Origin of the sequence: Pseudomonas quasicaspiana, assembly GCF_021147825.1 — a bacterium.
In the GTDB taxonomy this organism is placed as follows: domain Bacteria; phylum Pseudomonadota; class Gammaproteobacteria; order Pseudomonadales; family Pseudomonadaceae; genus Aquipseudomonas; species Aquipseudomonas quasicaspiana.
On sequence record NZ_JAGTPI010000066.1, the window covers coordinates 1 to 24072 of the forward strand.

At 56.8% G+C, this 24072-nt stretch carries 20 protein-coding genes; 8 read left to right on the forward strand and 12 right to left on the reverse strand.

Features of this window, described 5'->3' with window-relative positions:
- The first annotated feature begins 224 nt into the window (after positions 1-224).
- Positions 225-1367 carry an AGE family epimerase/isomerase gene (locus KDX30_RS25350; protein WP_231677812.1) on the forward strand — a complete coding sequence of 381 codons (1143 nt, stop codon included), beginning with the start codon at positions 225-227 and terminating at the stop codon, positions 1365-1367.
- Between the two features lie 176 nt (positions 1368-1543).
- On the opposite strand, the gene KDX30_RS25355 is transcribed toward KDX30_RS25350, so the two are convergent.
- Positions 1544-2308 (reverse strand): SDR family oxidoreductase, encoded by a 765-nt coding sequence (locus tag KDX30_RS25355; RefSeq protein ID WP_027899731.1) that lies wholly within the window; start codon positions 2306-2308, stop codon positions 1544-1546.
- 703 nt (positions 2309-3011) lie between these two features.
- Positions 3012-3491 (reverse strand): Lrp/AsnC family transcriptional regulator, encoded by a 480-nt coding sequence (locus KDX30_RS25360; RefSeq protein ID WP_122808473.1) that lies wholly within the window; start codon positions 3489-3491, stop codon positions 3012-3014.
- 230 nt (positions 3492-3721) lie between these two features.
- On the opposite strand from KDX30_RS25360, the gene KDX30_RS25365 reads away from it, so the two are divergent.
- Positions 3722-4189 carry a transketolase gene (locus tag KDX30_RS25365; protein ID WP_099267797.1) on the forward strand — a complete coding sequence of 156 codons (468 nt, stop codon included), beginning with the start codon at positions 3722-3724 and terminating at the stop codon, positions 4187-4189.
- A gap of 207 nt (positions 4190-4396) precedes the next feature.
- Here KDX30_RS25365 and KDX30_RS25370 read toward each other — a convergent pair whose 3' ends face one another.
- The gene (locus KDX30_RS25370) at positions 4397-5413 is read right to left on the reverse strand and encodes a 1-aminocyclopropane-1-carboxylate deaminase (protein WP_027899734.1); all 1017 of its coding nucleotides are present in this window, start codon (positions 5411-5413) and stop codon (positions 4397-4399) included.
- A 194-nt stretch (positions 5414-5607) separates the two neighbouring features.
- Between KDX30_RS25370 and KDX30_RS25375 the strand changes: the two genes are divergently transcribed.
- Positions 5608-6087 carry an Lrp/AsnC family transcriptional regulator gene (locus KDX30_RS25375; RefSeq protein ID WP_231677813.1) on the forward strand — a complete coding sequence of 160 codons (480 nt, stop codon included), beginning with the start codon at positions 5608-5610 and terminating at the stop codon, positions 6085-6087.
- A gap of 198 nt (positions 6088-6285) precedes the next feature.
- Here KDX30_RS25375 and KDX30_RS25380 read toward each other — a convergent pair whose 3' ends face one another.
- From KDX30_RS25380 to amaB, 6 genes are all read right to left on the reverse strand, one after another.
- On the reverse strand, positions 6286-7002 hold the full coding sequence (locus KDX30_RS25380) for an ABC transporter ATP-binding protein (RefSeq protein ID WP_099267794.1): 717 nt from the start codon (positions 7000-7002) through the stop codon (positions 6286-6288).
- Positions 6999-7874, reverse strand: a complete 876-nt coding sequence (locus KDX30_RS25385) for an ABC transporter ATP-binding protein (protein WP_122396117.1) — start codon at positions 7872-7874, stop codon at positions 6999-7001. Before KDX30_RS25385 ends, KDX30_RS25380 begins: the two co-directional genes overlap by 4 nt.
- On the reverse strand, positions 7871-9151 hold the full coding sequence (gene livM / locus KDX30_RS25390) for a high-affinity branched-chain amino acid ABC transporter permease LivM (RefSeq protein WP_231677814.1): 1281 nt from the start codon (positions 9149-9151) through the stop codon (positions 7871-7873). The genes KDX30_RS25385 and livM overlap by 4 nt, the downstream gene beginning before the upstream one ends.
- A 2-nt stretch (positions 9152-9153) precedes the next feature.
- Positions 9154-10068 carry an ABC transporter permease subunit gene (locus tag KDX30_RS25395; RefSeq protein ID WP_122396115.1) on the reverse strand — a complete coding sequence of 305 codons (915 nt, stop codon included), beginning with the start codon at positions 10066-10068 and terminating at the stop codon, positions 9154-9156.
- Between the two features lie 171 nt (positions 10069-10239).
- Positions 10240-11373 (reverse strand): branched-chain amino acid ABC transporter substrate-binding protein, encoded by a 1134-nt coding sequence (locus KDX30_RS25400; RefSeq protein ID WP_027898117.1) that lies wholly within the window; start codon positions 11371-11373, stop codon positions 10240-10242.
- Positions 11374-12014: 641 nt separating this feature from the next.
- Positions 12015-13505: an L-piperidine-6-carboxylate dehydrogenase gene (gene amaB / locus KDX30_RS25405; protein ID WP_319946099.1), complete on the reverse strand. Its 1491-nt coding sequence runs from the start codon at positions 13503-13505 to the stop codon at positions 12015-12017.
- Between the two features lie 150 nt (positions 13506-13655).
- Here amaB and KDX30_RS25410 point away from each other — a divergent pair, with 150 nt between their 5' ends.
- From KDX30_RS25410 to nadE, 4 genes are all read left to right on the forward strand, one after another.
- Positions 13656-14552 (forward strand): LysR family transcriptional regulator, encoded by an 897-nt coding sequence (locus KDX30_RS25410; protein WP_231677815.1) that lies wholly within the window; start codon positions 13656-13658, stop codon positions 14550-14552.
- A gap of 504 nt (positions 14553-15056) precedes the next feature.
- The gene (locus KDX30_RS25415; RefSeq protein WP_122396112.1) at positions 15057-16571 is read left to right on the forward strand and encodes a hypothetical protein; all 1515 of its coding nucleotides are present in this window, start codon (positions 15057-15059) and stop codon (positions 16569-16571) included.
- Positions 16572-16896: 325 nt separating this feature from the next.
- Entirely contained in the window at positions 16897-18096 is a 1200-nt protein-coding gene (gene pncB / locus KDX30_RS25420; RefSeq protein WP_231677816.1) for a nicotinate phosphoribosyltransferase, read from the forward strand.
- A gap of 46 nt (positions 18097-18142) precedes the next feature.
- Complete coding sequence (nadE, locus tag KDX30_RS25425) at positions 18143-18970, forward strand: ammonia-dependent NAD(+) synthetase (RefSeq protein ID WP_027902389.1); 828 nt, start codon at positions 18143-18145, stop codon at positions 18968-18970.
- 253 nt (positions 18971-19223) lie between these two features.
- On the opposite strand, the gene azu is transcribed toward nadE, so the two are convergent.
- Complete coding sequence (gene azu, locus KDX30_RS25430; RefSeq protein WP_231677817.1) at positions 19224-19670, reverse strand: azurin; 447 nt, start codon at positions 19668-19670, stop codon at positions 19224-19226.
- Positions 19671-20075: 405 nt separating this feature from the next.
- Here azu and KDX30_RS25435 point away from each other — a divergent pair, with 405 nt between their 5' ends.
- Complete coding sequence (locus tag KDX30_RS25435; RefSeq protein WP_027902387.1) at positions 20076-20270, forward strand: hypothetical protein; 195 nt, start codon at positions 20076-20078, stop codon at positions 20268-20270.
- Positions 20271-20441: 171 nt separating this feature from the next.
- Here the strand turns inward: KDX30_RS25435 and KDX30_RS25440 are convergent, their stop codons facing one another.
- Together KDX30_RS25440 and KDX30_RS25445 are read right to left on the reverse strand one after the other, a co-directional pair.
- A complete protein-coding gene (locus tag KDX30_RS25440) occupies positions 20442-21335 on the reverse strand; it encodes a transglutaminase family protein (protein WP_231671072.1) in 894 nt (297 codons plus the stop codon).
- Positions 21335-23830 carry a circularly permuted type 2 ATP-grasp protein gene (locus KDX30_RS25445; RefSeq protein ID WP_231677818.1) on the reverse strand — a complete coding sequence of 832 codons (2496 nt, stop codon included), beginning with the start codon at positions 23828-23830 and terminating at the stop codon, positions 21335-21337. The genes KDX30_RS25440 and KDX30_RS25445 overlap by 1 nt, the downstream gene beginning before the upstream one ends.
- Positions 23831-24072: the final 242 nt, after the last annotated feature.

The window sequence follows — 24072 nt, forward strand, 5'->3', positions numbered from 1 at the left end:
GCAATATATTCATCGACTGACAGACCGAATCGCGGGCAAGCGCGCTCCTACAGGGTCCGTGTTTGCTGCGCGACAGCGTGGTGTCAGGGACACCGGGGCAGCTCCCACAGGGATAGCATTCCAGCAGAGGTTGTCGTGAACTGCCTGATCCTCGGGACGACTCCTACAGTCTGGTACTAGCTGCTACCATGTCGCGCAATTCGCCCCTGCTGTGACGCCTGCCGATGCCAGATGTTTCCTGCTCCGCCCTTCAGCCTGACCTGAACGCCGTATTCGCCAGCGTTCAGGCGCACTTCCTGCAAACCATCGTGCCGGTCTGGCTTGGTCCTGGCTGGAATGCACAGCTGGCTTTGCCGTATGAAGCGGTCGATGCGCAACACCAACCACTGCCACCGCAGCGTTATCGCGCCATGGCCTGTGCGCGACAGTTGTTTCTGTTTTCCGGCCTGATCGATGATCCAGCGGTGCCCGAAGCTGCCACCCGTGCAGCCGCACTGTTTCGCTCACTGCAACGGCACTTCCATGACGCCGAGCACGGTGGCTGGTTCTACAGCATCGACCCGCAGGGCACGCCACTGGACCGTCGCAAGGATCTCTACACCCACGCCTTTATCATCTTCGCTTGCGCACACTATTGGGCCAGGGTTCGCGAGCCCTTGGTCGAGTCAGTGCTCAATGCAGCGCTGGATGTCGTGGCAGAGCAATTTGCCGATGATGACGGGCTGTATGAAGCGGTGCTTGATGAGGACTGGGCAACGCTGGGCAGCGGGCCGTTGCAGAATCCGTTGATGCATTTGGCCGAAGCGCTTCTGGCCACAGTTGAGGTGCGCGCCGACGAGGCAACACTGGCGACGCTGAACGAATTGGCAGCCGCCATGCAACGGCGCTTCGTGGACAGCGAACACGGGGTAATGCTGGAGAAACCGCTGGCCGCTGTGGATAACTGGTACGAGCCCGGCCATCAGTTTGAATGGTACTTCCTGCTGGAGTCGTCGCCGCACTTGCGCGGTAGCGCGCTGCATCAGTCACTGAGCACGGCGTTTATCCATGCCGAAGCCCAAGGGGTGGATGCGAAAACAGGCGCCGTAGCGGCCGCGCTGACCAGCGATGGACATATTCAGGATGGCACCCAGCGCATCTGGGCACAGGCCGAGTATTTGCGGGCGCTGACTTTACGGCCCGGCAGCGAAGCGGCGCTGGGTAAACAGTTATTGGCACTGCAGAAGCGATTCCTGCATGCCAGCGGCTGGAACGAGTGCCTGGACGCCAATGGTCAGGTCAGCCGCAGCGACATGCCATCGACCACGCCCTATCACCTGGCGACGTGTTATATCGGGTTGGCCAGGTATTTCCAGAGCTATCGCTGACACCACGCTGTCGCGCATCAAACAGATGACCTGTAGGAGCTGCCGAAGGCTGCGATCACGGTATGTCAGGATAAATGCTTCGCAGCCTTCGGCAGCTCCTACAAGAATACGTTGCAACTGACGGACCGGCTTTGTTTGACTGGAGCCAACAATCTGGCTCCTGCACACCTCTTGAATCAACCGCGATTACGATCAACCGCGAAGCCTGCCCAGGTCTGGCTGACCGGCATCAATTCCAGGCTGTTGATATTCACGTGCGCCGGGGTGTTCATGATCCAGAAGATGGTCTCTGCGATGTCCTGCGGCTGGATCGCTTCTGCGCCTGCGTACGTCGCGTCGTACTTGCTCTGATCACCACCGAAGCGCACCAGCGAGAATTCGCTTTCGCACAGGCCTGGCTCAAGGTTGGTAACCCGCACGCCAGTGCCGATCAAATCGTTGCGCAGGTTGAGCGAGAACTGACCGACGAAGGCCTTGGTCCCGCCGTAAACGTTGCCGCCCGGGTAAGGATAGTTACCCGCCACCGAACCCACGTTTACGATGCTTGCACCGCGACCATGAGCAATCAGGCGCGAGAGCAACAGGCGAGTGCTGTAGACCAGACCCTTGATGTTGGTGTCGATCATGGTGTCCCAGTCATCCAGGCTGCACTTGGGCGCAGGATCGATGCCCAGAGCCAGACCGGCGTTGTTGATCAAACCCTGGATGGTTGCGAACTCGGCTGGCAGGCTTTCAATGGCAGCTTCCATGGCAGCGCGGTCGCGCACGTCCAGCACCAGCGTATGCACTTTGGTCTGCGTGGACAGTTCAGCGCTGAGGGCATTGAGACGCTCTTCACGGCGGCCGGTCAGCACCAGCGACCAGCCGGCTTGTGCGAAGCGACGGGCACAGGCTTCGCCAAACCCGGAAGTAGCGCCAGTAATGAACACAGTGGAAGTCATTTCATTCTCCTGATGTGCCGCACCTGAGTGCAGACCGGTTAATAACGATAAATAAACAAGCCCAGCAGAATGCCCGCCCAGAGAGGTCGGGAGCAAGTCTGTGGATAAAACAATGCACTTTTTGTACAAAAAACAACCAGATACCGCAGGACCAGGCGTAGCCGGGGTCAAACGGGGTTTTACCCACGTTATCCACAGTCAGGCCCACAATATCCGTGGGCAACTCTTTTCATCAAAGGCCCCGGATTGCGGGGCCTGAAGGAGAGCCAAAGTGGTTTTTCCCTTGACCTCATTCTCTCCTCGTGTAATGGCAATGAAACATCCGCCGCGCCGAAATCCGCTTGTCATTGCTTCAGGCCATATCCGCTGCCGGTTTGCGAACTATTTCCAATGCTTGCCCACAGACTTATCCACAGGCAAAGCAAATGAAATACCTGTATGAAAAACCAGCCCCCAAAGCGTTGACAAATGCACGCCGAGCAAGCTCGAAAAGCGCTGATCAAATTTTAACCATCACTCTACAAGCCTTATAAAACAAGGGCTTCAGCTAAGTGCTCCCACGTTATTCACAGGCAGTTCCACAGTAAACCTGAACAAGTCAAAAGCGTGACAAAACAAGCATTTGCAGCGGCTTTATGTCGCGGTTTGGCGGCTCTTCAAAATTGTTTTCCACAATTCGGCAAGCGATGTTTGAGGGCGATCATCAGATCAACAGCAAGCCGTCGGACTTCACCTCATTCAGTACGAAAAAAGTCCGGACCTGACGTACGCCGGGCAGCGCAATAATCCGGGTGTTATGCAAGTGATTGAACGCTGGTAGATCCCGAACCCTGATTTTCATGAAGTAATCCACATCCCCTGCAACCAGCCAGCATTCCAGCACTTGTGGCAGTTCACGGGCAGCCGCTTCGAAGGTGGCGAAGCTCTCGGGTGTCGAGCGGTCAAGCACTACACCGATGAGCACGACGGTGCCTTGCTGCACTGCATTGGGGTCGATCTGGGCGCGCACGCTTTTAATGATGCCGTTTGCGTATAGCCGTCGCGTGTGGTTCCAGCATGCGGTGGTACTCAGCCCGACCTTTCTGGCGAGGTCTGCATTGCTGATACGGCCATCGATCTGCAGCGCCCGCAGGATCTTGCGCTCCTGCACCGTCACTTCAGGCGTTTGAGGCGGCTCTTTCATCGTCCGTGACCTCCTTGAATGAATGGGCAGACCGGCAGTCATGCGCAAATCGTGCCGGTATATGAACAACGACCCGCGAAAAATGCCTGAGCGTGAACATTCATCCGCACAGCCATTGCGAAGCGGACGACCTTCCGATTCAAGGGCGTTAATACGTAGGAAACCCCGCTGGACTTTCAGTAGTTTAGAACTCAGAAAACGTGCACCTTCAAGCCGCCAGGAGCGCCGTCATGCTTGGGATATCGGAATCTGCTGTCTGGGTCAAAACCCCCTCCCCGGAAGTCGGCGTCGTGATCGTTACGCGTGCCGGATTGCCGGGCTACATCAGCGAGCGTTTGCGCAGTGCGATAGATGATTGGGACCAGGTCGGTTATCTGCATGTCAGAGAGCCCAACGAGTTTCTAGAAGACTGGCTACGGGCAGAATCGAGTCAAGCCGCTCTCAATCTGGACACACGCTGCCATGCCAGCCAACTGCTGCGCTCGGTGTCCAAAGGCTGTTATTTGCTGGATATCGAAGAAAGCCCTTCGCCGCAACTCACCTGGCTAGGCTCGGTATGCGGCCACAAATTGCATGTGGTCAGGCTTGGGGAATCAGATTTTTCAGCAGAAGCCATGGATCAGCAAGTTGAGGAGATTCTGGCAAAGGTCAGCACATTGGCGAAGAGCATTCTGGAAGAGCGGTTTATTGGGGTTTGATTGGACGTCACACCTATGTGGGTGCTCGGTTTGGCAATCCAACGATGAGGGCAACTGGGTCCAAAGATGAACGCAGACCCTGTGGGAGCCGGGCTTGCCCGCGATAAGGGCGACTCGGGATTAAGTGAACCGCGTCCAGCCTAATCACGAGCAAGCTCTGCTCCCACAAAGGAAGCAGCATTCCAATTCAGCTATGGAGCCAACCTATCAACCATTACGGAAGATGAAGCTGTAAGCACTCAACGCAGGCACGCCGCCCAGGTGGGCGTAGAGCACTTTCGAGCCTTCCGGGAATTCGCCGTTGCGGACCATCTCGATCATGCCGTGCATCGACTTGCCTTCGTACACGGGGTCGGTCAGCACGCCTTCGGTACGCGCGCAAAGACGAATCGCCTCCAGCGTCCCTTCGTTCGGCAGACCATATTCCGGATAGGCAAAACGCGTATCGAGGATCACGTCGTCCTCGGTGATGTCCTGCCCAAGCTCCACGAGCTTCGCGGTGTTTTGGGCGATACGCAGCACCTGCGCCTTGGTCTTTTCCGGCTTGGCCGACGCATCAATACCGATCACCCGACGCGCACGGCCATCCGCTGCAAAGCCCACCAGCATGCCCGCGTGAGTGCTGCCAGTGACGGAACAAACCACGATGTAATCAAACTTGAAGCCCAGCTCTTTTTCCTGCTCGCGAACTTCTTCAGCAAAGCCGACAAAACCCAGGCCGCCGTAAGGGTGCTCAGAGCAGCCAGCAGGGATCGGGAAAGGCTTGCCGCCGCTTTCTTCAACGTCCGACATGGCTTTCTCCCAGCTCGGACGGATACCGATGTCGAAGCCGGCCGCATCCAGACGCACATCAGCGCCCATGATTCGCGACATCTCGATATTACCGACCCGGTCATACACCGCATCGGAATAGTTGACCCAGTTCTCCTGCACCAGCACACACTTCATGCCCAGATGCGCAGCCACGGCAGCTACCTGACGGGTCTGGTTGGATTGAATACCGCCGATGGAAACCAGCGTGTCGCAGCCCTGCTCCAACGCTTCGGGAATCAGGTATTCCAGCTTACGGGTCTTGTTGCCGCCGAAGGCCAGACCGCTGTTGCAGTCTTCACGCTTGGCGTACAAATCGACCTTGCCACCCAGGTGCGCACTGAGTCGTTTAAGAGGCGTGATGGGCGAAGGACCAAACGTCAGAGGGTAGCGCTTGAATTTGCTCAGATTCATAACAGGGCTCCTTGATATTGAGAGTATGCAGGCACGCTCTGCAGTGCTTGCGATGGATTCAATATTAAGGAAACGAGCCAAAAAACGGGTTGCAAACTTAAGGCTATTTTTGGCGCTTTATTAATACTTTAAGGATTTAACCTAATAAAGTTGTTAGGATTATTTTAATCACGCAATAAAAGACCGCCACTGAAATGACCACCAACACAGACGCCAGCAGTACCGACCGAATTGACCGGGCCATCCTCAAAGCTCTGCAAAGAGACGCTTCAATCTCTAACGTCGCGCTGGCGGAAAAGGTCAAGCTCAGCGCTCCGGCGTGCTTGCGACGGGTTGAGCGGCTGAAGCAGGCAGGACTGATCAAGAAGATTGTTGCGGTGCTGGATTACGAAGCACTGGATGCGGGGATGGTGGTGATTATTGGCGTGGTGCTGGATCGATCGACCCCGGAATCATTCTCGGCCTTCGAGACCGCGGCGCAGAAAATCTCCGGCTGCATGGAGCTGCATGTGGTGACGGGGGAATTCGACTACCTGATGATGCTGCGCACCCGGGACAGTCAAAGCTTCAACCGACTGCACGCCGAACAGTTGCTGTACCTGCCGGGCGTGCGCCAGATCCGTTCGTTCATGGGTCTGCGTTCGGTGTTGTCGACGACAATGATTCCGTTGTGAATTGAGCTTGAGAGGCACCCTTGTTCCTTTAGGAGTGTCCCAGGTGTGCATGACACCGCGCTGTCTCGCGGCAAACCCACGACCTGTAGGAGCTGCCGAAGGCTGCGATAGCGGTGTATCAGGAGAAATGCTTCGCAGCCTTCGGCAGCTCCTACAGAAAATGCATTTCAATCCAACAATTTGCATCATGCCATCTGGTCAATGCCCACCCAGATAAGCGTTACGCACCTCTTCATTAACCAGCAACTCCTGCCCCGTGCCGCTCAGACGAATCTCGCCGTTGACCATGACATAAGCCCGGTCAGACAGTTTCAGCGCATGGTTGGCGTTTTGTTCGACCAGAAAGATGGTCATGCCGGTAGCTGCCAGTTCGCGCAGGGTGGCAAAGATCTGTTTGACGATGATCGGTGCCAGGCCGAGGCTTGGCTCATCAAGCAGCAGCAACTTCGGGCGACTCATCAACGCCCGTGCAATGGCGAGCATTTGCTGCTCGCCACCGGACATGGTCATGGCGCGCTGATTACGACGCTCCTTGAGGCGCGGAAACAGTTCGAACATGCGCTGCATGTCTTCAGCCGAATGTTTGTCGCCAATCGGGATAGTGCCCATCATCAGGTTCTCCTCGACTGACATGTCGGGGAACACCCGACGCCCTTCCGGCGACTGCGCAATGCCGTTGGACGCGATGTAGTGCGACGACTTCTGGGTGATGTCGGTGCCCTGGTAAATAATCTGCCCACTGGCCGCCCGGGGCTGGCCGAAGATCGACATCAGCAGCGTGGATTTACCCGCGCCGTTGGAACCGATCAGGCTGACGGTTTCGCCTTCATTGATGTGCAACGAGACTTTCTTCAAGGCCTGAATCGGCCCGTAAAAAACATCGATCTCTTTCATTTCGAGGATCGGCGTACTCATACCAGTTCCTCTTCATCAGCGCCCAGATACGCCGCAATCACTTTCGGATCGTTGCGAATCTGTTCAGGCCCGCCAGTGGCAATGACGTTGCCATGGTCGAGCACCACAATATCGTCGGAAATCCCCATGACCATGCCCATATCGTGCTCGATCAGCACAATGGTCATGTCATGTTCATCACGCAGCAGACGGATCATGCCGCTCAGCGCTTCGGTTTCCTGCGGGTTGAGGCCCGCAGCCGGTTCATCCAGGCAAATCACCTGCGGCCGGGTGCACATGGCGCGGGCGATTTCCAAGCGGCGTTGCTGGCCATAGGAAAGCTCGCCCGCCAGACGGTTAGCACAATCCACCAGGTCCACCACTTCCAGCCAGTAGAACGCCGTATTGATGGCGACCTCTTCTGCCTCGCGATAACCCTTTGTATTGAAAATGCCCGCCAACAGGCTGCGGTTGACCCACATGTGTTGGGCCACCAACAGGTTCTCCAGTACGGACATTTCCTTGAACAGACGAATGTTCTGGAAGGTCCGCGCCAGCCCTGCCCGGTTTACCAGATGCGTGCCGCCGAACATCTTGTAGTAGACGCGACTGAGGAAGCTTTTCGGCGAGACAAAGTCTGTGCCCTTGAACGGCTCACCCAGCAGCTTGATCACGTTGGTGGTCGTGCCGCGAGTGTGTAATTCAATGCGCCCGCCTGTGGCTTTATAGAAACCGGTCAGGCAGTTGAATACCGTGGTTTTGCCCGCGCCGTTGGGGCCGATCAGGGCAAAAATAGAATTGCGTCGCACTTGAATGCTGACGTCGCTGAGCGCCTTGATGCCGCCAAAGTGCATCATCAGGTGCTCAACCGAAAGAACGATGTCGTTGCTCATGGCGCAACCCCCTTGCGTGGAGTGACCCCGGTGCGAGCAATACGGATTAGGCCTCGTGGCCGCCAGATCATCATCAGCACCATCAAGATCCCCAACAGCAATACACGGTATTCGGCGAAGCTACGTAACAACTCCGGAGTAATGGTCAATACAAATGCGGCGATCACCACGCCTATCGTCGAACCCATACCACCGAGCACAACAATGGCCAAAATCAAGGCCGACTCAATGAAGGTGAACGAAGTCGGGTTGATGAAGCCTTGCTGACTGGCAAAGAACACACCAGCCAGGCCCGCAGTTGATGCACCTATAGTGAATGCTGAGAGCTTGACCAAGACATGGTTCAGGCCCATGGAGCGGCAGGCGATTTCGTCCTCACGCAACGCTTCCCAGGCACGACCAATCGGCATACGGGTCAAGCGGTGCTTGATGTAAAGCACCGCAAGTACGACTAGAACCAGCACCGCATAGATGAAGATGAATTTGAGGTTGCCGTTGTACTCGAACCCGAAGTATTCATGGATAGGTATCCCGCCATCTCGCGCGCGACGGCCAAACTCCAGTCCAAAGAAAGTTGGAGACGGAACCGCTACTCCGTTCGGGCCACCGGTGAACGACAGCCAGTTGGTCAGAACCAGACGAATGATTTCGCCAAAACCAAGAGTCACGATCGCTAGGTAATCACCGTGCATGCGCAATACAGGGAAACCGAGTATGCAGCCTGCCAGCGCCGCGGCGATGGCCGCAAGCGGCAACGCCGACCAGAAACCCAAGCCCAGATATTGGTAGCCCAAGGCCAGACCATAAGCGCCGATGGCGTAGAACGCCACATACCCCAGGTCAAGCAGGCCGGCCAGACCGACCACGATGTTCAGGCCCAGGCCCAACAATACGTAGATAAGCCCGAGGATGACGATCCCGAGAATGTAGTTGTTGGCAAACGCCGGAAAGATCACGGCAATCACAGCCATCAGCGGGATCACCCAGATCAACTTGCTCCTGTGATCAGGTGACTGCACGTGCACGCCAGAGCCAGCACTCTCAAAACTCTCGCCGATAGCAATGCCTTTAGGCGTTTGCAGCAACAAGCTCAAGATAAAGCGGCCGAACATGACAATCCCTACCAGCCAGGCTACACGCGTTGGATGCAGGTTGAAGCTGTAACCGTCGAGCACGACGCCGACAACGGGTCCGAACACGACCAAAGCCAGCAAACCGGCAAATACCGCGTCGATAAGACTTTTCTTGATACTGATGGTTTTTTTAGGAGCAGACATATTTATACCTTCGCCACGAGTGGGCGACCCAGCAGGCCTTGAGGACGGAAAATCAGGATCAGTACCAGCAGGCCGAAACTGAACACGTCTTTGTAATCAGAATTGATCAGACCAGCGAATTGCGACTCCGCAACCCCAAGGATCAGCCCGCCAAGCATTGCTCCAGGCAAGGAGCCGATGCCACCTAGCACAGCCGCGGTGAAGGCTTTAATGCCGATGACGAAGCCAGCATAAAAATCAAAAGTACCGTAGTTCATGGTAATCAACACACCGGCCAGTGCGGCCATGGCTGCGCCGATAATGAACACGTAAGAAATCACCCGATCGGTATTGATGCCCAGAATCGATGCCATCTTGCGATCCTGTTGGGTCGCGCGGCACATCCGGCCCAGCTTGGTGTACTTGATGATATAGGTCAGTACGCCCATGCCAACGAACGCAGCAATCAAGATGAATACCTTGGTATAGGTGATCTGCACGAAGCCGCTGCCGACCTCAAAACGCCATGCGCCTTCAAGCAAGGTCGGTACACCTTGCTGTTTCGCGCCCTGACTGATTTGCGCGTAGTTCTGCAACACAAACGAGATACCAATGGCGCTGATCAGGGGGGCAAGGCGTGTCGAGTTACGCAGTGGTTTGTAAGCCACGCGCTCGATCACAAAGCCGTAAACGCCGGTCACCACAATGGTAAAGATCAGCGTGCCGAGAATAAGGAAAGGGAAAGACTCCAGACCGAAAAATGAGAGGACGGCCAGACCGATGGCGGCCAGGTACGCAGAGATCATGTACACGTCGCCGTGGGCGAAGTTGATCATGCCAATGATGCCGTAGACCATCGTGTAACCGATGGCGATCAAACCGTAGACCGACCCGAGGGTCAGACCGTTGATCATTTGCTGCAGGAAAATACCGTCCATCACGCACGCTCACGAACTTGAAAGGCTAACGATGCAGTCCGAAGTTTCCTTGTGAGAAACAGCGGACCGTCATTCAGTAGCTGACAGAAGAACTTCGGGGTCGCGACCTTGCGCCCCCATTAACAAGACGCGCGAGCACCTTTGAGGTACTCGCGCGGCTATGCGCTTTGCTTACTTCTGTTTTTCGAGCTGATGGTATTTACCGTCTTTGTCCCACTGGTAAACCACATAGTCGGAGACTTTCAGGTCGCCTTTGGTGTCCCAGGCTTTCTCGCCCATTACAGTTTTAACGGGGTGAGCTTTGAGCCACTTGCTGGCATCTTCGCCCTTGTTGGATTTGGCACCATTGAAGCCAGCGGCCAAGGCTTGAACCGAAGCGTAGGCATACAGCGTGTAGCCTTCAGGCTCGTAGCCGGACTTGCGGAACTCATCCACGACGGCCTTGCTGTCTGGCAGCACGCGTGGGTCAGCACCGAACGTCATGTAAACGCCATCAACGTATTGCGCGCCGCCAGCGGTGGTGACCAGTTCGTCGGTAACGATGCCGTCATCAGACATAAACTTGACATCTTTCAGGCCTTGCTCACGCATCTGACGAACCAGAGGACCGGCTTCCGGGTGCAGACCGCCGAAGTAGACGACGTCCGCGCCGACAGAACGAATCTTGGTCACCAGGGCGCTGAAGTCTTTCTCGCCGCGAGTCAGGCCTTCTTCCAGAACCGGTTTCACGCCACGTGCGGTGAGTTGCTTGGCGGTCGCATCAGCCAGACCTTTACCGTAGGTGTCCTTGTCGTTGATTACGGCGATTTTCTTGCCTTTCAGAACATCGACAATGTAGTCGCCCGCCACGATACCTTGCTGGTCGTCACGACCGCACATGCGGAACATGGCGGTCAGGCCGCGTTCGGTCACCGTCGGGTTGGTAGAGCCTGGGGTGATCGCGATGATGCCGGCTTCGTCATAAACTTCCGAGGCTGGAATCGTTGACGAGGAGCAGAAGTGACCGACAACACCGGCTACTTTGTCCGAGGCGGCCTTGTTGGCGACGGCAACGGCCTGTTTCGGTTCGCAGGCATCGTCATACGCCGTCAGTACAATTTTTTCGCCGTTAACGCCGCCAGTTTTGTTGATCGCGTCGGCGGCTGCCTGAGCGCCTTTCATGTATTGCTGACCAAACGATGCGTTGGCGCCAGTCATTGGCCCCGCGACACCGATCTTCAGATCAGCCTGAGCAAACGAAGACACGCCGAATGCAGTAGCGACTGCAAGTGCAAGAAAGCCTTTTCTGTAAAACGTCTGCGACATGAGTGGTGCTCCTGAGATTTTTTTGATTAGCACTGCAACTACAGAGTTGCTCTGAGCAAGTGGCGTGCCATTCGTTTTTTATTCTGATGAAACTCTCGGATTTGTTGCGTCCGGCCCGGCTAGAGCCTTTGACCGCAGGGCATGCAACCCTCTACATCAAGCAAAGTACAACCCTGAAACAAAAAGGTGCAACCAACGGCAAAATACGTAGCAACCTACGCATCACGCCACGTACAACCCCGCTGTAACAGCATGCGTCACCGATCTGCACACCGGCGGTGCGCCTGCGCTACGGGACGCACCAATTGAGGTTAGTGGAGGTTTTGCAACTGGAGCAGTTTCGCCAACAACACTTTACAACGGGCGGGCAGCGTTCCGTTTTAGCCGGGAGAGCGGTAATTGCGCCGAAGAAAATTTAGCGAATGTACCGACGCCCTCCCGGCTGAAGCCGGTCCTAGGGGATTGCGCAGACCCCGTGGGAGCGAATTTATTCGCGAAGACTGCCTGGCAGACGAAAAATTTCTATCGAATATACAGGCCCCTTCGCGAATAAATTCGCTCCCACAGAGTACTCATTCACCTGTTGAAGCCGGCGGGGCAATCGAGATAGATGCCACCCGCCCGCGCCAGCGGAAAAGCTATCAATCGAATGTAATGCCCTGCGCCAGCGGCAGTTCCAGCGAGTAGTTCACGGTCGCTGTCTGGCGACGCATGTAACCGCGCCACGAATCGGAGCCGGACTCACGACCGCCGCCAGTTTCTTTCTCGCCACCGAATGCACCGCCGATTTCAGCACCGCTCGGGCCGATGTTGACGTTGGCGATACCGCAGTCACTGCCCAGCGCCGACATGAACTGCTCCGCTTCGCGCACGTCCGTGGTGAATATGCACGACGACAGACCTTGCGGCACAGCGTTGTTCAAACGCAGCGCTTCGTTGAAATCTTCATAACCCACTACGTACAGAATCGGCGCGAAAGTCTCTTCGCGTACGACATCGCTCTGCTCTGGCATCTCGACGATGGCCGGAGAAACGTAATAAGCATTGGGGAATTTGTCCTCCAACTGACGCTTGCCGCCGAACACCTTGCCACCCTCGCTCGTCGCCTGCTCCAGCGCATCCTGCATGGCTTGATAGCTATGCTTGTCGATCAGCGGACCAATCAGATTGCCTTCCAACGGGTGACCGATACGAATTTTTTCGTAGGCAGTTTTCAGACGCGCAACGATTTCGGCTTTCACCGACTCATGGGCGATCAAACGACGCAGGCTCGTGCAGCGCTGCCCGGCAGTACCGACGGCGCTGAACAGGATGGCGCGTACGGCCAGATCCAGGTCGGCTGTCGGGCTGAGAATCATGGCGTTGTTGCCACCCAGCTCAAGGATGCTGCGAGCGAAACGCGCGGCCACTTTCGGAGCCACTTCACGCCCCATTCGGGTGCTTCCGGTTGCACTGATCAGAGCCACACGCGGATCATCGACCAGCGCCTCACCCGCATCACAACCACCGATGATCACCTGAGCCAGATACTCCGGCGCATCAGCAAAGTCAGCCGCGACCTTGTCGAACAGCGCCTGGCACGCCAGACCGGTCAATGGGGTTTTCTCAGACGGCTTCCAGATCACCGAGTTGCCGCACACCAGCGCCAGTGCGGTGTTCCAGGACCAGACCGCGACCGGGAAGTTGAACGCACTTATCACACCGACCACGCCCAGCGGATGCCAGGTTTCACGCATGTGGTGACCTGGGCGCTCAGAGGCGATGGTCAAGCCGTACAGCTGGCGGGACAGGCCGACGGCGAAGTCGCAGATATCGATCATTTCCTGCACTTCACCCAGACCTTCCTGGGTAATCTTGCCAGCTTCCCATGAAACCAGCTCGCCCAGGTCAGCCTTGTGCTTGCGCAGCGCTTCACCGAACAGACGAATCAGCTCGCCACGACGTGGAGCCGGTACCTTGCGCCAGGCCTGAAAAGCAGCGTCGGCACGCGTAACTTGCTGCTCAACCTCTGCAGCACCTTCCCAGCTCACCGCACCGATACGGCTGCCGTCGATAGGTGTATGGACAGGCTGGTCGCCCTTTTGATATTTCGCGGGGTCGACACCGAGGCGGTTTAGCAGGTCGGTAAGCATGTTCTCTCCTGATTTCGGGAATGCTGGAATAACGGTAAATCTTCAGGCTCTAGTAATAACTGGCCTTAACGCCATCAACAAACGACCATTAGGCGAGATATCATTCCTTTTATTCATGCTCGCGGTATCAAGATCGGAAAAGGCTAGAACATGCTGAACAGACGCCACCTGCCGTCCATCACGGCGCTGCAATGCTTCGAAGCGGTCACCCGGCATTTGAGCTTCACGCGCGCGGCCGAGGAACTGAACCTCACGCAAAGTGCAGTCAGCAAGCAAGTGGCGCAGCTTGAAGAACTGGTGCAGCACTTACTGTTTCGTCGCGTGCGTCGCCGCTTGCAACTGACCCCGGCCGGCGCGCTGTATCTGGGCGAAGTGCGCAAGATTCTGAGCCAGATGGAGATGTCTACGCACTTCCTGCGCTCCTACGGCGGCGAGACCGAGGTGCTGCGGGTTTCGACACCCTCGACCTTCGGCGCACGCTGGCTGGTGCCGCGCTTGAAAGGCTGGCGTCTGCGTCATCCGCATATCCACCTGGATGTGGTCAACGAGCAGGAGAACGATGACCTGATTCAAAGCCGCTGCGATTTCACCTTCTACTTCGGCCAGGGCGCGCGTCCGGGCGCAGAGAGTATTCGGTTGTTTGGCGAAGAACTGGTGCCCGTCTGTTCACCGGCCGCTCTACCCGCCACGCCGTTTACCGATCCGACACAACTGGCCGATCTGGTCCTGCTGCAAAACGCCAATCGCCCGCAAGGCTGGCATGACTGGTTCGACAGTCAGGGCTATCACACAGAACACAGCTACCACGGACCACGCTTCGAAACCTTCTACATGTGCATCCGCGCAGCGCAGGTCGGCTGCGGCGTCGCCCTGCTGCCGCGGTTTCTGGTGGAAGAAGAACTGGCCGACGGCAAGCTGGTCATCCCATGGCAACACGCCTTGCCAAGCAGCGACGCGTATTACATGGCCTACCCGGAACATGCTGCTGAAGTGCCAAAGATCAGGGACTTTGCGAAGTGGATGCTTGAGCAGTTGGGAGGAGAATGAGCGCACGAAACCTCTCGCCAACAAATTGCCTCCTGCCTGACACCGCACCAAACGGTAGGAGCGAACTTGTTCGCGAGGCGGCATCCCGACGATAAACGATAACGCGATATGTCTTCTGGCTGTCTCTCATGCATCGCGGGCAAGCCTCGCTCCCACATAGACCGCGCTATTCCATAGGAGCCGGGCTTGCCCGCGAAGAACGGTAACGCGGTGTGCCTGACGGAGCAAAGCGCCTGCATCGCGGCAAGGCTCCCTCCAACAGAATTTGCGCCCCCCCCCTCGGCTAAAGCCGGTCTACAAACTCAAGCTTGAAAGCGGACATAGAATCCCCCGAATCCTGACGCCAGCATTACGGCTGCTTCTACCCATCAAATAGTTTTTTATGGCTGTGTGCAGCCCGGCGTTGAACCTATATTCCTGCAACCCTGGGTAGAAGCCTTCGCGCTGCGCATGTCGATCGCTACGTAGTTTCCCTGACTTGATCCCCTGACAGGTTATGACGCTATGGCGACCGCTAACATTGCAAAGGCAAACTCACTGCCACGGCTTACAGACAGGCACCTGACGGTTATTTTGCTCGCGTTGCCGGTGATGCTGATGACGCTGGCGATCCTGATCAACAACCACGGCATGTTCATTTACACGCTGGACGATCCCTACATTCACCTCGCGCTGGCCAAACAGATGTTCAGCGGCCATTACGGTATCAACCCCGGTGAATTTTCAGCGCCATCCTCAAGCATTATCTGGCCCTTCCTGCTCGCACCTTTTGCCGTTCTGGGGAACGGGATGGTGTTGGCACCTTTTTTCCTCAATCTGATTTTCGCGTTCCTGACCATAGGCCCTTTGCTCAGGTTGCTCGAGGGTTTGCACCCAATCAGCAAGGTGCTGATTCTCGGTGGTTTCTTCCTCGCCACCAATCTCTACGGCCTGATTTTCGCGGGGATGGAGCACACGCTGCAGGTCTATCTCGTGACCTTGATAGCGTGCGCGGTGGTGAAAAAAGAGTTCGGTCAGGTAGCCATAACACCGCTGCCCATCTATATCGCGCTGATTCTATTGCCGTTGGTGCGCTATGAAGGACTGGCCGTTTCTCTGCCAGTACTGGCTTACTTGTTCTGGCATGGCGAACGGCGTGCGACGGTGATCAGCGCTGCAGTTATCGGAGCGCTGGTTGTGGCATTTTCGCTGTTCTTGAATCATCTGGGCCTGGGCTACATCCCGTCGTCCGTACAGGCAAAAACCGGTACGGGCCTGGCCGCGCTGTTCTTTAACGTCACGAATCAGCTCGATGCCTATGGCTGGGTCTTGCTTGCCCAGCTGTTCGTGTGTGTGCTGTTTTTCGACAGGAAGCCCCTGATCCTGATGCTGCTCACTGTGGCAGCGCTGCACACGTTGTTTGGTCGATCAGGGCAAGGCCGCTATGAAGCCTATTGGCTGACCTTTGTTGGCGTGTTCGTCATCTACGCCTGTGTCACACGCATGAGCGAGCGCTACATGACCGCCCTGTTCGCGATGCTGCCGGTCGCTTTCGCGATTCCGGTGTACACGACGCTGCGTGTGCCTCTTTCCTCGGCAGCCATTTATAACCAGCAGTACTCCAGCGGGGAGATCGTCCGGGCACTGGGCGAACCGGTAGCCGTCAATGATCTGGGCCTTGTCGCGCTCAATGGCAACCAATACATTCTGGATTTATGGGGGCTGGGCAGCATCCAGGCGCTGCACTATCGCAAGACGCGTAACGACGTCGACTGGATGACCACACTGATGGACGAGAAGGACGTTCACTACGCATTTGTCTACAACGAGTGGTTCCCCGAAAGGCCGAAGAACTGGATTGAGGTAGCAGAAATGCGCCTGACCATCCCTCGCGCTTCAGCCGCAGCATCGAGCGTTTTTTACTACGCCACCGACGAGGAATCGGCGAAAAAGCTCAAGACTGTGATGGAGCGGTTTCGTGATGACACACCCAACGGGAAATTCACTCTTGATTTTCCGGCGGTTGCTGCGGTGCGCTGAAAGAGCGCTTTCACGCAGCAAACACAAAAACCAGTAGGAGCGAATTCATTCGCGAAAGCGGTGTGGCCGACCCATATGTTTTCAGGGCTGCCCCCTTCGCGAATAAATTCGCTCCCATAGTGAGCTCTATTCCAACCCAGGCAGCTCTCAACACGCCTCCCCCTACCAAAGAAAACTGCCCCTATCCCGCACTGACTGGCATTATGTCGGTCATTATCAACAACAAGCTCAATGAGCGCTCGATGGCTCTGCCACGGGACGCCGTGACCACTTGATTCATTTTCGTTTGGCCGCGTCTGGCGGCCGGTCCTGCTGGAGCGACCCAATGAGCGAGAGCGCTTTCTCCAATCGCATCGTGCAAAACCTGCTCGACACCGATCTGTACAAACTGAGCATGATGCAGGCGGTGCTGCACAACTACCCCAACGTCGACGTTGAGTGGGAATTTCGCTGCCGAAACGGTGAGGACCTGCGTCCCTATCTGGGTGAAATCCAGCAACAAATCCAGAAGCTGTGCGAGCTGTCACTGGCGGCTCCGGAGCTGAACTTCCTGGAACGCATCAACTTCATGAAGCCCGACTTCCTGAGGTTTCTCGGCCTGTTCCGCTTCAACACACGCTATGTGAAAACCACTATTGAAAATGATGAGCTATGTATTCGCCTGCAAGGGCCATGGCTGCATGTGATCCTTTTCGAAGTGCCGGTGCTGGCGATTGTCAGTGAAGTGCGTAATCGCCATCGTCATCCGGATATCCTGCTCAGTCAGGCGCGAGACCAGCTGTATCGCAAGTTCGACTGGCTGACCGCCAATGCCAAGGCTGACGAGCTGGCTGAACTCAAGGTCGCTGACTTTGGCACCCGTCGTCGTTTTTCTTACCGCGTTCAGGAAGAAGTCGTCGACGTGCTCAAGCGCGACTTCCCCGGCCAGTTTGTCGGCACCAGTAATGTGCAACTGGCACGCAAATTTGACCTGAAACCGTTAGGCACCATGGCCCACGAATGGATCATGGCTCACCAGCAACTCGGCCCGCGCCTGATCGACAGTCAAAGCGCCGCGCTCGATTGCTGGGTGCACGAATACCGGGGATTGCTGGGGATCGCCCTGACGGACTGCATCACCACCGACGCTTTCCTGCAGGATTTCGATCTGTATTTCGCCAAACTGTTTGACGGTCTGCGCCATGACTCCGGTGATCCGGTGATGTGGGCCGAAAAATGCATCTCGCATTACCAGAAGCTCGGCATTGACCCGATGAGCAAGACGCTGGTGTTCTCCGACGGCCTGACGCTGCCCAAGGCACTGGAAATATTTCGCGCGTTGCGCGGTCGCATCAACGTGAGCTTCGGAATTGGCACTAACCTCACTGCAGACATACCGGGCGTCGAACCCATGAGTATCGTTCTGAAAATGACCGCCTGTGCCGGGCAGCCCGTTGCGAAAATCTCCGACGAACCCGGCAAGACGCAATGCAAGGACCCCAACTTCGTCTCGTACCTGCGACATGTGTTCAAAGTGGCGGACTGATCCGCAAACAGAAGCCGTCGCCCCCATCCTTACCAAGGAGTGAATCATGCAAGCCGTACAGCTCCAGATCGCCGAGCAGCTCAAGGTGCAACCGCCTTTCGCCGACGAAAACGCACTTCAAGCCGAAGTCGCCCGGCGTATCGTTTTCATTCAGGACTGCCTGACCAACGCCCGGCTGAAAACGCTGGTGCTGGGCATCAGCGGCGGTGTGGATTCATTGACTGCCGGGCTGCTGGCTCAGCGCGCTGTTGAAGAGCTGCGCACCACTACCGGTGACGACAGCTATCAGTTCATCGCTGTGCGCTTGCCTTACCTTGTCCAGCATGACGAACACGAAGCTCAGGCTTCGGTGGACTTCATCAACCCGGATGTTCGTCACACCGTGAACATCGGCGGTGCGGTCAAGGCCATGGCGAGCGAGATCAAGGCGTTCGAAGGCAAAAATGCCAGCGCTGTGGACTTCGTACTCGGCAACACCAAAGCACGCATGCGCATGGTCGCGCAGTACACCATTGCCGGTGCCCATCAGGGTCTGGTGATCGGGACCGACCATGCAGCGGAAGCTGTGATGGGTTTCTTCACCAAGTTCGGCGACGGCGCGTGCGATCTCGCACCCCTGAGCGGGCTGGTGAAGAATCAGGTTCGCGCGATCGCCCGTCACTTCGGTGCGCCGGAATCGCTGGTCGAGAAAGTCCCGACCGCTGACCTTGAAGACCTGGTGCCCGGCAAACCGGACGAAGCATCACACGGCGTGACTTACGCCGAGATTGACGCCTTCCTTCACGGTGAGCCTGTGCGTGAAGAAGCGTTCAAGATCATTTGTGAGACCTACGCCAAGACCCAGCACAAGCGGGAATTGCCGTACGCGCCTTGATGTAGATTAGGTTCCTGTAGGACTGAACTTGTTCGCGAAGCGTTTCACCTGACACATCGCCTCGTCAACAAGTTAGCTCCTATCAAACAGCATGCAATCTACTGGATTGAAATGCATTTTCTGTAGGAGCTGCCGAAGGCTGCGAAGCGTTTCTACTGATACACCGCGATCGCAGCCTTCGGCAGCTCCTACGGATCCTATGTTTGCCGCGAGACAGCGCGGGGCCATGGACACCGGAATGCGAAGGTAACGCTTACTTCAGCGTCACCGTGCCTTTCATCATGCCGATATGGCCTGGGAACGAGCAGAAAAAGCCGTACTTCTCAGCCGGATCCAGCTTCGACACATCAAAGGTCACCGAATCCTTCTCGCCAGCGCCAATCACTTTGGTGTGCGCGATGATGCGAGCGTCGCCGTCCTTCAAATAATCCTTTTCAATACCTGCACCCAAACCATCAGTCGCAATCGGCTGCATGTCAGCCTCTTTGCTCAACACCCAGTTATGGCCCATGACATTCTTGGGCAGGCTACCGGAGTGGGTCAGATTTACGGTGAACGTCTTGCAGCTTTTATCGATTTCAACGGCCTTGGTGTTGAAGGACATTTGATCAGTGGAATCAACGTCTACACTGCACTCTGCCGCCAGCAAATGGCCGCTGGCCAATGTCAGCAGGGATACAGCAACAAGCTTGCGAATCATGGGGAATCTCCAAGGCGGGGTATTTTGTTTATTCCGGCAAAGACTGCCTGATATGGCGTCAGGTTCCAATGACCTGCGTCAACAAGGCTCAGTGGCAGTTAGCTATCGAGGTCATCGAGACAATCAAAGAGCTGGCGATCAGTGCCGCGTGCAAGATGCCTCATCGCCACTTTCAGGATGACCATCATGCAGCTCAACACCCTTTTCCGTAGTTTGCTTGCCGCTTACGCATGCGGTGCCACTGGTAGCAGCGCTGAGGAATCAAACCCGTTTTGATAACGATTGAGTAACAAAAAACTGGTGTCTGGGATTAAGGCTTTGGACCAGAGGACGCACAACGCCGTGTGCCCGACGCCGTTCTCAGGCAGAATGGCCGCATTTCCAGCATGAAACAGAGGATCGCCCATGGCTAAACCTAACTACTCCTTCGCGAAACGTCAGCGAGATCTGGCCAAAGAGCAGAAGAAAGAGGAAAAGCTACAGCGCAAAAACGCTGCCTTGGCCGAAACCAGTGCTGAAGGCGAGACAGAAGCGACTGAAGCAACCGATGAAGCTGCGCCAGTAGAACAGACCAGCACTGACGACAAGCCAGCCAGCTGAAGCAAGACAGCGAGTCCGTCGGTAGTCCGACGGACCGCAGCTCATCCCTGACACACTGCTATTTCATTGTGGGAGCGAATTTATTCGCGAAGGGGATCGACCAGAAACATATCAACGTCTGACACAGCGCTTTCGCGAATAAATTCGCTCCCACAGGTTTTGGAAGCTCTTTCAAACCTCAATCGGCATCACCGTCACCCGTACTTCGGGGTCGTGACTGCCACCCCCCAGAATCACTCCGCGTAACGGCGAAACGTCTGAAAAGTCCCGCCCCCAGGCCAGACTGATGTGCTCAAGCGCAGGCTGCACGTTATTGGTCGGGTCGAAGTCCACCCAACCCAATACCGGACAAAACACCGACACCCAGGCATGGGACGCATCAGCGCCGATCAGCCGTGGTTGACCCGGTGGTGGCTGGGTCAGCAAATAACCACTGATGTATCGAGCCGACAAACCACGTGAGCGCAAGCACGCCAGCATCAGGTGGGCAAAGTCCTGGCAGACGCCGCGACGGCGTTCCAGCACCTCGACCAGCGGGGTCGCCACCTGGGTTGCTTCACTGTCAAACGTGAACTCGGTGAAGATCTTCTCCATCAATGCCTGCACGCACCACATCAACGGCTGACTCGGCACAAAGCAATCTGCCGAGAACTCGATGAACGACTGCTTCAAATGCACGTAAGGCGATTCGAAACGATAGCGACAGGCTTCCATGATGTCCGCCGACATCGGCCGGGCGTTGTAGGTCATGATGCTGCGAGTCATTTCCCACGCAGGCGAATGATCGAAATTAAGCGGCGAGCGTTCAAGGACTTCGACCTGCAGGCGCGCATTCACTTCCAGTTCATCATGTGGCCGCTCAAATGCCAGCCGGGTCAGCGGGTTGCCGAACACGTCGAACTCATCCCGGCGAATCGTCGGGATCGGGCTGACCAGTAACTGCTGCTCGGTGCAGCGCTGCCAGGGATTGGGTCGCGGCCACAGGTGCGCCAACTGCTGGGCCAGCGAAACCGGGCTGTCGTATTTGTAATGCGTGTCGTGAAAAATCTGGTAACGGGCGCTCATCAGACGGACACCGTACGTTGGCTGATATCGTCGACGTGGGCGAAGTGACGTAAGGCGAGGCGATCAGAAACCTGCCCGCTGGCATCTCCAATGCTATGCAACATGTCCGCAAGCCCTTCCAGCACGGCCTTGATACTGCTGTCACCAAACAAGGGATTCTCCAGACAACCCAGATCGAAACTCGACAGGCGTCGAACCAGCGTCCCAAGGCTGGCATCGCGAGGCGCACCGAACTCTTCGTTCAGATGATTCAGGGATTTGGACACCAGCTTGAGCTGGAACAGCACGGCGTGAGGGTTCTGATCATCCAGCAACAGCAGGTCAAGGACCGGGATCAACTGCGGCACGGCCAGGTATCGCGAGCGATAGGTAATGCTGCTGTTGCCCAGCTCCAGCAGCCACTCCAGACCGGCCTGATCGGTCACGGCCGCGCTGCGCAGAAACGCCGACAGGCTGTTGCTGAGAAACTTCAGCCGCTCGATACGACGACCGATCATCAGGAAGCGCCAGCCTTCGTCACGGGTCATGTCATCCAGGGCAAAACCGGATAACGCTGCCAGCGACATGACCAGCCGGTTGAGGAAGTCCAACAGTTCGCCGAAATCAGGGTCCTTGCTGTCCAGGCTAGTCGCTTCACGCTGCAGTTCGACCAGCGCCTGCCAGTTTTCCCGGGACAACTTGCCACGCACTTGCGAGGCGGCCCACTGCAAACGCTGCAGATTGGCGCGCAGGCTGAACGGCCACTCTTCGCCGAGAAGGGCCGCGAGAAGCCGCTCAGGCAATGTTCCGCCCTCTTCCTCATCAGGCAGTAAGTTCAGACGTTCACCCAGCTCCACGGCCGCCTCGAGCGCTTCAGGGTCGTCGCCGTCCACATAACGGGTGAGCATGATGCGCAGCAGGCGCGCACTGTTGTCGCAACGTTCACAATAACGACCGAACCAGAACAGGTTCTCCACCACGCGGGACGGCAAATACGGATCGCGACGAATCAGGTCGTGCACGCCCAACGTGCGCTGGCCTTTCCAGGGCTCGCCGGTTTGCGACAGCTCGCCCAGCACCCAGGTGTCTTTGCTGGCACCGCCGCGCTGCATCGAAACCACATCGGCATCAGCTTCGGCGGCAACGCGAGTCAAACCGCCCGGCAGAACTCGATAACCTTCGGAGCTGGCCACGGCATACACACGCATACCAATGGCACGAGGCTGCAACTGCTGGCCATCGGCCTGCCAGATGGGCGCGTGAGACAGCTGCGCCAGTTCCTGAGCCACGTAGGCGTAGGGTCTGGCCTGCATGCGCTGGGCGAGTGCTTCGCGCTGTGCCTTGTTCAAATCCCGGCCAAACACCGGCGAGAAACTTTGCGAAGGGAACGCCGGTTTGATCAGTAAATCCGGTAGCTTCTCCAGTGCTTGAGCCAGCACGGGCGGCTCGCCGCACCACCAGGTCGCCACGGACGGCAGGATCAGGTCCTCGCCAAACAGGTGCTGACAAATTTTCGGTAAAAAGCCCAGCAGGCCCGGCGACTCCAGCACACCGCTGCCCAACGCGTTGGCAACCAGCACTTTTCCCTGACGCACCGCTTCCAGCAGGCCCGGCACGCCAAGCGCGGAATCGGTGCGCAGCTCCAGCGGGTCGCAGAAGTCATCGTCCAGGCGACGCATGATCGCGTGCACCCGACGCAGGCCGCTAAGGGTTTTCAGATACACCGTCGCATCCCGCACCGTGAGGTCGCCACCTTCGACCAGTGGATATCCCAACTGGCGCGCCAGATACAGATGCTCGAAATAGCTTTCGTTGAAGCGCCCCGGGGTCAACAGCACGATCAGCGGCGTTTCGTTATTGGCTGGCGCCTGGCGCGCCAGGGTTTCCTGCAATGCACGGAAAAAACCGGACAGGTGCTGTACCCGCAAGTCCCGATAGGTTTCCGGGAAAGCACGGGACACGATCTGGCGGTTTTCCAGTGCATAACCAGCGCCTGACGGCGCCTGGGTACGATCAGCCGTTACCCACCAGCGACCATCCGGGGTACGAGCCAAATCCACTGCGTACATATGCAGAAATGCGCCTTCCGGCGGAGTGATGCCCTGGCACGGCCAGAGAAAATTGTTGTGACCAAACACCAGTTCGGCGGGCAGCAGGCCTTGGGCGATCAGGGTTTGCGGACCATACAGGTCAGCCAGTACCGCATTGAGCACCTTGGCCCGTTGCGCAATGCCCGCCGCAACCTGCTGCCATTCTTCGGCGGGGATCAGGTGCGGTAGCAGATCCAGTTCCCACGGACGGTCCGCGCCCTTGGGGTCGGCATAGACGTTATAGGTGACGCCATTTTCCTGAATCTGCCGGGCCAGCAGGGCCTGCCGTTGAATCAATTGCGCGGGAGTGCTGCGTTGCAGTTGCTCATACATGCGCTGCCAATGAGGGCGAACGGCTCCATCGGCATCAAGCATTTCGTGATAGGTACCCGCAAACACAGGGTAATGGTCAAGCAAGTCGCGCATGGAAGGCTCGGCAGAGACTAAAAATTTCAGAGTAGCGCAGTCGGATGTCAGCTGATGGTCGACTGCGTTTTATGCAAAAAAGGATTCCCTGTAGGAGCTCACCGAGGTTACGAGGCCAGCGATGGCGGCGTATTAGACAAACCGCTATCGCTGGCCTCGTAACCTCGGTGAGCTCCTACAGTCCAATGTTGCCGCGAAACAGCGCGGAGCAATGGATACTGGGGCAGCAGCTCCTAACTGTT

Coding starts and splice junctions, on each gene's coding strand:
- KDX30_RS25415 (WP_122396112.1), top strand. CDS start 15,057: ATGGCGACCGCTAACATTGCAAAGGCAAACTCACTGCCACGGCTTACA.
- KDX30_RS25445 (WP_231677818.1), bottom strand. CDS start 23,830: ATGCGCGACTTGCTTGACCATTACCCTGTGTTTGCGGGTACCTATCAC.
- amaB (WP_319946099.1), bottom strand. CDS start 13,505: ATGCTTACCGACCTGCTAAACCGCCTCGGTGTCGACCCCGCGAAATAT.
- KDX30_RS25365 (WP_099267797.1), top strand. CDS start 3,722: ATGCTTGGGATATCGGAATCTGCTGTCTGGGTCAAAACCCCCTCCCCG.
- nadE (WP_027902389.1), top strand. CDS start 18,143: ATGCAAGCCGTACAGCTCCAGATCGCCGAGCAGCTCAAGGTGCAACCG.
- livM (WP_231677814.1), bottom strand. CDS start 9,151: ATGTCTGCTCCTAAAAAAACCATCAGTATCAAGAAAAGTCTTATCGAC.
- KDX30_RS25435 (WP_027902387.1), top strand. CDS start 20,076: ATGGCTAAACCTAACTACTCCTTCGCGAAACGTCAGCGAGATCTGGCC.
- KDX30_RS25380 (WP_099267794.1), bottom strand. CDS start 7,002: ATGAGTACGCCGATCCTCGAAATGAAAGAGATCGATGTTTTTTACGGG.
- pncB (WP_231677816.1), top strand. CDS start 16,897: ATGAGCGAGAGCGCTTTCTCCAATCGCATCGTGCAAAACCTGCTCGAC.
- KDX30_RS25400 (WP_027898117.1), bottom strand. CDS start 11,373: ATGTCGCAGACGTTTTACAGAAAAGGCTTTCTTGCACTTGCAGTCGCT.
- azu (WP_231677817.1), bottom strand. CDS start 19,670: ATGATTCGCAAGCTTGTTGCTGTATCCCTGCTGACATTGGCCAGCGGC.
- KDX30_RS25440 (WP_231671072.1), bottom strand. CDS start 21,335: ATGAGCGCCCGTTACCAGATTTTTCACGACACGCATTACAAATACGAC.
- KDX30_RS25395 (WP_122396115.1), bottom strand. CDS start 10,068: ATGGACGGTATTTTCCTGCAGCAAATGATCAACGGTCTGACCCTCGGG.
- KDX30_RS25410 (WP_231677815.1), top strand. CDS start 13,656: ATGCTGAACAGACGCCACCTGCCGTCCATCACGGCGCTGCAATGCTTC.
- KDX30_RS25370 (WP_027899734.1), bottom strand. CDS start 5,413: ATGAATCTGAGCAAATTCAAGCGCTACCCTCTGACGTTTGGTCCTTCG.
- KDX30_RS25360 (WP_122808473.1), bottom strand. CDS start 3,491: ATGAAAGAGCCGCCTCAAACGCCTGAAGTGACGGTGCAGGAGCGCAAG.
- KDX30_RS25375 (WP_231677813.1), top strand. CDS start 5,608: ATGACCACCAACACAGACGCCAGCAGTACCGACCGAATTGACCGGGCC.
- KDX30_RS25350 (WP_231677812.1), top strand. CDS start 225: ATGCCAGATGTTTCCTGCTCCGCCCTTCAGCCTGACCTGAACGCCGTA.
- KDX30_RS25355 (WP_027899731.1), bottom strand. CDS start 2,308: ATGACTTCCACTGTGTTCATTACTGGCGCTACTTCCGGGTTTGGCGAA.
- KDX30_RS25385 (WP_122396117.1), bottom strand. CDS start 7,874: ATGAGCAACGACATCGTTCTTTCGGTTGAGCACCTGATGATGCACTTT.